8 protein-coding genes are annotated in these 7122 nt (G+C 57.3%); 4 read left to right on the forward strand and 4 right to left on the reverse strand.

The window, feature by feature from the left end:
• The first annotated feature begins 98 nt into the window (after positions 1-98).
• Positions 99-1025 (forward strand): helix-turn-helix domain-containing protein, encoded by a 927-nt coding sequence (locus tag FB555_RS10315; RefSeq protein ID WP_182485396.1) that lies wholly within the window; start codon positions 99-101, stop codon positions 1023-1025.
• Here FB555_RS10315 and FB555_RS10320 read toward each other — a convergent pair.
• The 3 genes from FB555_RS10320 to FB555_RS10330 all read right to left on the reverse strand — a co-directional run bounded on the left by FB555_RS10320 (position 1022) and on the right by FB555_RS10330 (position 3460).
• A complete protein-coding gene (locus tag FB555_RS10320; protein WP_182485397.1) occupies positions 1022-2074 on the reverse strand; it encodes a carbon-nitrogen hydrolase family protein in 1053 nt (350 codons plus the stop codon). The two genes, FB555_RS10315 and FB555_RS10320, sit on opposite strands and share 4 nt — an antisense overlap.
• A 465-nt stretch (positions 2075-2539) precedes the next feature.
• Positions 2540-3079, reverse strand: coding sequence for a gamma carbonic anhydrase family protein (locus FB555_RS10325; RefSeq protein WP_182485398.1), 540 nt, complete (start codon positions 3077-3079; stop codon positions 2540-2542).
• Positions 3080-3088: 9 nt separating this feature from the next.
• Complete coding sequence (locus FB555_RS10330; RefSeq protein WP_182485399.1) at positions 3089-3460, reverse strand: DUF2834 domain-containing protein; 372 nt, start codon at positions 3458-3460, stop codon at positions 3089-3091.
• Positions 3461-3514: 54 nt separating this feature from the next.
• Here FB555_RS10330 and FB555_RS10335 point away from each other — a divergent pair, with 54 nt between their 5' ends.
• Positions 3515-4732 carry a CapA family protein gene (locus FB555_RS10335; RefSeq protein ID WP_182485400.1) on the forward strand — a complete coding sequence of 406 codons (1218 nt, stop codon included), beginning with the start codon at positions 3515-3517 and terminating at the stop codon, positions 4730-4732.
• 45 nt (positions 4733-4777) lie between these two features.
• Complete coding sequence (locus FB555_RS10340; RefSeq protein WP_182483413.1) at positions 4778-5104, forward strand: putative quinol monooxygenase; 327 nt, start codon at positions 4778-4780, stop codon at positions 5102-5104.
• Positions 5105-5124: 20 nt separating this feature from the next.
• Here the strand turns inward: FB555_RS10340 and FB555_RS10345 are convergent, their stop codons facing one another.
• Entirely contained in the window at positions 5125-6330 is a 1206-nt protein-coding gene (locus FB555_RS10345; RefSeq protein ID WP_182483414.1) for an ROK family transcriptional regulator, read from the reverse strand.
• A gap of 193 nt (positions 6331-6523) precedes the next feature.
• Here FB555_RS10345 and FB555_RS10350 point away from each other — a divergent pair.
• Positions 6524-7122 (forward strand): sugar phosphate isomerase/epimerase family protein (locus FB555_RS10350; protein WP_182485401.1); only part of this gene is annotated, 599 nt, incomplete at its 3' end.

Below are 7122 nucleotides of genomic sequence, written 5' to 3' on the forward strand. Positions count from 1 at the left end.
ATGACGGGGCAAATGAACATGAGCGACCGTTGGGAGAGAATGTGTCGAGTCATCGGATAAAGGTTTTGGATACCCGAACGGTGCCGGTGGAGCAACGAGTGACGAAGTGGGAAAATGCTGTTGCCAATTTTCTCGTGCCGTTGGAGATCCAATCCTCCGACATGACCGTGACGGGTCGCATGACGCGCGTGAGCGTCGACAACGTCAGCATCTGTCATTTGTCCGCAAGCGCGCACTTCGGTGTGCGCAGCGAAGAACTTGCGGCCGGCTGTGGCTCCGAAAACTACAAGATTGCCATTGGCACGAAGGGGGTGGTTGCCCTGCAACAGTTTGGCAGGAAAGTAGTGCTTCGTCCCGGTGAATGCGCTATCTACGATACTGCCGAACCATATTCTGTGGGCAGCGATGTCCCCTTTGGAGTCGTTGTGGCGTTGATACCCAAAAGCTCTCTTCGAGTGCGGCCGACGGAGATTGCTCGAGTTGCGGCTCAGGTTTTATCAGGTCAGGATCGGGACGGAATGCGCCGCACATTGTTGCGGTGTGTGGGTGGTGGTCAGTCTTCAATATTGGGCGAGGAGTTCTTCTCAAGCGTTACGTCTCTTGTTCGTGAAACACCTGCATTCCGTCTTGGGGATCACGTCATCGACGCCGACCTACTTCGGCGCAGCAGAGAGATTATCGAGGGTGCACTGCAGTTAGAGGGGCTCGGGCCTGATTACGTGGCAGCACTTTTGGGTGTCTCTAGGCGATACCTGTATAACATTTTCACTCCTGAGTACGGCCCCATCGCAACATATATACGCGCAAAAAGGCTTGAGCGAGCTCGGACTTTTCTGGCGAGCGCGAAAGAAAAGGACACCCCTATCGTCGAAGTTGCCTTCGAATCAGGATTCTCCGATCCCGCACATTTTTCTCGGCTATTCAAGGGTGTGTTCGGACTAACACCATCGGAGTTTCGGACACTTTGTAATCCCGTATCTCAAGGTGAATCAGCACGTGGCAGAGTCATCGGCGACCGAGACTAGTTGTTCAAAGCGCTGAGGACAGACGACCGCTCCTCGACACCAGAGATTTCGACACTGTCCACGGCTGCAGGGTGAGGCATCTGGTCCACGGCTGCAATGTGTTGGGCCGTCAGTGGCACTTGCGGTGTGCGGTTTATGCCGAATGAGAATACGTCGGGACGAGAATAGTGACCTGCACCGTCGGCGAAAAATTTTGCAAAGGCGATAATCCCCAAGTCAAGATCTGCGTACAAAATGGCATCATCGTCACGGTGAGGTTCCGAAAGCCACTTACCGTCGGGACCCATGAAGCCCGAAAGCCCCCCGCCCAAGGAGGGAGCGTCCGGCCCCTTGGGAATATTCAGGCGTTCAATGATTTCCTCACTGACTCGACCCTGGACCATGACGACATAGGTTTGGGCGCTGATGGCATGTGCACTTGCAAGAGTCGTGGAGTAGTGATCGAAGTTCCCTGCATTGGGATCAGCGTGGGTGGCGCTGATCGCGGGCCATGAGGCAATGTGGATTTGCTCTCCGAGCGCGGAGAGGGCATACCTGTTGAGGTCCATGCTGTGTTCAAAGCAAATTAAGCCTCCGACTTTTGCAAATCCCATGTCAACGACAAAGACGTCTCTTCCGTCGCCTCGACCCCAAATAGTTCTTTCTGCATTGGTCGGATGCAGTTTGCGGTGCCGTGCAACGAGTTCGCCGGTGGGGGAGAAGTACGCCTGCGTGTTATAAAGAGTTCCGCCTTCTCTTTCGTCCACGCCGAGCACGACCCAGACTCCTGCCTCACGGGCTGCCTCGCCAATCAGGCGTGACTCGTTGCTGGGAAGCTCAATCGAATTGTGAAAGAGTTCAGCGAAAAGGGGAGCTGAATACTTGGCCGTGTGTGACCAAATCCAATGCGGGTAGCCGGGAAGATATGTCTCGGGGAATGCGACCAGTTTCGCGCCGTTTCGACCGGCTTCACTGATGAGCTCGCATGTTTTCTGGACACCGGCCTTGAGATCAAGGAAGGGTGCGGCACCATGGACGGCCGCCACTTTGACAACGGATGAAGTATTCATGGCTGGATATTACGGCAAGTAGCCAAAGTCCTCCTTGGATATTTGTGCACACCGGGCCCGTTGCGTGCACAGTTCTACTAACGAATGTCGGGGTTCTTCCTTGAATGGTGTCAAAATCTTGGTCGTATATGGCCGATGGAAGCGAGGTAGCGACCGTGGTTTTGCCCCCGCGTCTGCTCTTGCCTGGTCAAAAAATTGCGGATTCAAGCCGTTCTGTCAATCAATTAGTGGGCCGGCCAACCCAAATAAATGGGTTGCCGAGCTTCGGAGAGGTGAAGGTTACCGTTGTGGCAACCTACGATCTCGCGGGCGACACTTAGACCCATGCGGTTGCAACGGCCATTTTTTTCGTTGCGCCGTGGGAAGAACTCGCTGCCGCTCTTTTCGGTCTTGTCGCTCCTGGCGCGTTCATCGCGGGCATCCTGTGGTGGCGGCGAAAGCGCAGGGCAACATTTGATCTGAAGCCTAAAACCCCGCCTGTCCGGTGTAGATCGCCAGACGATCGCGGTAGTTCTGCGCGTTGTGCGCAATGCCCTCGCGCTCCTCGGTGGTGAGTTCGCGACGTACCTTGGCGGGAACACCGGCGACGAGCGATCCGGGGGGAACGATGGTGCCCTCAAGCACAACCGCACCGGCGGCCACGAGCGAGCCTGTGCCGATGATCGCGCCGTTCATCACGATGGCGCCCATGCCGATGAGGCAGTTGTCTTCGACCGTGCATCCGTGAATGACAGCGTTATGCCCCACGGACACGTTCTTGCCGAGTGTCAGTGGGAATCCGGTGTCAACATGGCCCGTGACATTGTCTTGGATATTCGAGCCTTCGCCAATCGTGATGGGCTCGTAGTCACCACGCAAGACCGCGTTGAACCAGATGCCAACACTGCCGTGCAGGGTGACATCTCCAGCCAAGACAGCGCCCGGTGCCACAAAACAGTTGTCGGCCACCACGGGTGTTCCGAAGGTAGGAACGGAGATGATGCGAGCCTCGGCGTGATCAGTCATGCCCTCAGCCTATGGGGTAGGGTTCGATTCCAGCGTGGCAAGTTTGCGCTCACGCATGGCCAAAAAGAAGGGGAACGTGCACGCCATGGCGGTGAGCCCAGAGAGCACGATGTAGAGCCACACATGTTTCATGCCGAGGCGTTTCGCCTCCCAAATCATGAAGGCTACGCCCGCAATGGCGACGATGAGCAGGTCGGTGGAGAGTACCCAGTCCACTGGATGCCCGAACCACGCCATCCCGTAGTCGGCTGCCTGCATCACTGCCAAACCGTTGAACCACCAGGCGGTGACGATGCCAATAACCGACAGTGTCAGGAAAAACCAGAACCGGCCCCGACGGTTCGGAGCACTTAGATTCGCCGGAGAAATCAGGTTTGTCATGCTCCAAAACTACGCCCTGTCATCCGGATTTGAGTCGCGTGCCAGAATGTAGTCATGACGCGTCGACTTCGTGCTGCCTTTGCCGGAATTGCCTTTGTGGCTTTGTTGGCCGGGTGCCAGGCCTCGGCGCCGACCCCCACGGCGACTCCCGCGGCCATCGTGACGCCGACTCCCACCCCCACGCCGGTGACGCATTCCGGAATTGGTCCAGTGTGCCCGACGAGCAACTGCTTCACAGTGGCGGTTACCGGCGACATGCTTTTTCACTCAGGCCTCTGGATTCCCGCAGCGCTCCCCGCTCCCGTGAACGGCGCCAACTTCGACTTCATGCCCCTTCTCGAGGGCCAGCAACGTTACTTGACCCAGGCGGATATCGCCATGTGCCATCAGGAGACCCCGTTCGCCCCCAGTGGCGGCCCCTACACCGGGTATCCCATCTTCAGCACGCCTCCCGAGGTGGCGACCGCGGCCAAGGCTATTGGTTATGACGCGTGCACAACATCCAGTAATCACACGGTAGATGGCGGTCACGAAGGTGTTGTTCGAACGCTTGACACCTTGGATGCCGCAGGCCTCAAGCACACCGGTTCCTACCGCACGCCCGAAGAAGCCCAAGGCGTTCTCATCATGGAAACTCCCGCCGGCAAAGTGGCCTTCGTCTCGGCGACCTTCTCCGTGAATGGCAACTGGAACGAGTTCGACTGGCAAGTCAATTACCCGCTTGATCCGGATGTCATGATTGCCCGCGCAGTTCAGGCACGTGCGCTCGGCGCAGAGATTGTGATTGGTGTTCAGCACGCGGGTACGGAGTACTCAAGCCAAGCCGACGTTCAGCAAATCAACAACGCCCATCTGCTAATTGACAGCGGTCAGTTCGACTTCGTCTACGGCCATCACCCTCACTCGATTCAGCCGATTGAGCTCTACAACGGTAAGTACATTGCGTACAGCCTCGGTAACGGCATCAGTGAGTCATCGTGGGACTACGCCGTAAATAACGAGTTTCTGTTGGTGCGCATCCAGTTCGCCAAAGACGACAAAACTGGGCTGTGGGCCACGTCAGACCTTGCCTGGGCGCCGGCAACAAACAAGCAAAACGGTGCCTACAAGTGGTGCTCCGTTGCAATGGATGCCCCGCAAGGCATATGTCAAAGCGCCGAGTTCGATGCGGGCGTGAGGGAACGCACACGTGCCACCGTCAACGCGATGGGGGCCCAAGCCACCGGCGTGCACGAGCTCCTGATCACGCAGGATGCGGTCGTGGCGCCGTAGCCCGACCGACACGAGGCACCCGACGCAAACCGTTAGGGTGTGAAAATGACACTTCAGAATTCACCCACGCCCGCCTCCGCCATCGTCACTCTGCTGCCAATTTTTATTGCCAAGCCTGGCCGCGGCGGCGACCTCGAGCAGGTGCTCCTCACTCTGCAAACCGCGAGTCGGGGTGATCGTGGCTGCCTTCAGTACTCCGTTTTCTCTGATCTGCACGATGAAAATCGTTTCGTGATGCACGAGGAGTGGACCAGTCGAGAACTCCTCGCGGAGCATAATCTCACAGCGCATGTGCTCGAATTCGTGGCGCAAATAGACGAGCTTCTGAGCGAACCCTTCACCGTTACGTGGATGCGCCCCATCGCCCCGTAGCCCGGTAGGTTGAGCCGGGTTCAGCTCTCGAGTGCGGCAGCCATGGCGTCAACGCTCTCAATGGAGAGGGCATATTCGATCGCCATAACGCTGGCGCCAATGATTCCGGCGTCGAGGCCCGCGCGAGACTGCGCGATCGTGAGATGCTCCGTGGCCAGCGGCATCGATCGGGAATAGACCACTTCGCGCACTCCCGCGAGAAGGTGCTCACCGGCTAGCGCGAGGGAGCCACCGATGGCGATAACAGAAGGGTTCAACACGCTGACGCACGTCGTCAAGACCTCGCCAATGTCGCGGCCCGCCTGTCGAACGGCTTGGATGGCCGCCAATTCGCCTGCCTTGGTAGCGGCAACCACGTCGCTCAACGTGGCAATGGGTTTGCCCTTGAAATTGACGCCTGCGAGAGTAAGTTGTTGGGCCAGCGCTGGTCCCGCAGCCATGGCTTCGAGGCACCCGCTGTTGCCGCAGCGACAAGGAACACTGTGGCCGCGCGCGATTTGAACATGCCCAATGTCACCGGCAATACCTTCGGCACCGCGCTGAAGAATGCCGCTGCTGATGATGCCGGAACCAATCCCGGTGGAGGCCTTGAGAAAGACCATGTTCTCGGTGTCGGGCCACGCGAACTTCTGCTCACCGAGCGCCATGATATTGACGTCATTATCGACCAAGACTGTCGCTTTGAGGTGGTGATTGACAAAACCCGGCACGTCGAAGTCATCCCAGCCCGGCATGATGGGCGGATTCGATGGCCGGCCGGTCGAGTGTTCGACGGGTCCCGGAAGACCAATACCAATAGAAATAAGGTCGGCCTCCTTGAGATGAAGCGCTGCGAGCTCTGAGCGAATCGTGCGCACCATCCAGCCGAGACACGTCTCGGGACCATCGGCAATGATGATTTTTGACGATGTTCGGGCGAGGATAACGCCGGTGAGGTCGGTGATTGCCACCGAGGCTTGCGTCGCCCCGAAGTCGACAGCGGCGACCACGCGGGCAGTGGGGTTGAGGGCGACTTGCGCCGAGGGCCGCCCGCCCGTCGAGACGGCATCATTTACGGGCGCGAGGAGGCCCAGTTCCAGCAACGTCTCTATGCGAAGCTGGATGGTCGATCGGGAGAGGCCCGTAATGTCTACAAGCTCGGCTTTTGTTCGCGGCTGTCCGTCCCGCAAGATCTGAAAAAGGGCGGCCGAACTGAAGCCGATGAATTTCTTTTGAATTTCAACCATTCCCTGATTTTAGTGACGGCAAGAATGTTCCTCTGAGGAATCCGCCTAGATTCGACATAAGTTTGTAACAGATTTATAACGTAATGTTTATTTTCGACAAAAGACTGGTTATTGATGTCATTATGTAATTCAGCAAAAATCATTTTTGATAAAGTTGCCAAACCATAATGGAGCACCGAAGAAAGGCAGATCGATGAAGATCGGATACTCGACGATTACGTGGGGCGGCGTTGTCGGACATCCAGCGGGAGTCACTGCGATCAAAGACCTCTTTTACCTGGCGAACGGTGACGCGCTCACCGCCATCTCTGACATCTCTTCGGCGGGCTATCAGGGCACCGAAATGTTCGACGGAAACCTTGCCGCGTTTGCGGATCGACCTGACGTTTTGCTGGATGCCCTCAAGAAGGCCCAGCTAGAACTCGTTGCCGTCTATACCGGTGCCAATTTCATTTATGACGACATTCTCGAAGACGAACTTCACAAAATTTCTCAGGCGGCCAAACTTGCCTCGGAGTTCGGCGCATCCCGACTCGTCGTGGGTGGGGGTGCCCAGCGCGCTCGTGGAGAGCAGCCCGATGACATGGCCAAGTTGGGGCGTGCCCTTGACAAGGTTGTAGAAATCGCCGCGTCCTTTGGGCTCGAGTGCACCTATCATCCTCACCTCGGCACCATCGTTGAGAGCCCAGACGCGCTCGAACGCTTGATGGGCCTGTCACAAATCAAGTTCTGCCCCGATACCGCTCACCTCACTGCTGGGGGCGGGAATCCTGTGGAACTAATCGAAAAGTA

It is taken from the genome of Alpinimonas psychrophila (assembly GCF_014137865.1).
Lineage (GTDB): Bacteria > Actinomycetota > Actinomycetes > Actinomycetales > Microbacteriaceae > Alpinimonas > Alpinimonas psychrophila.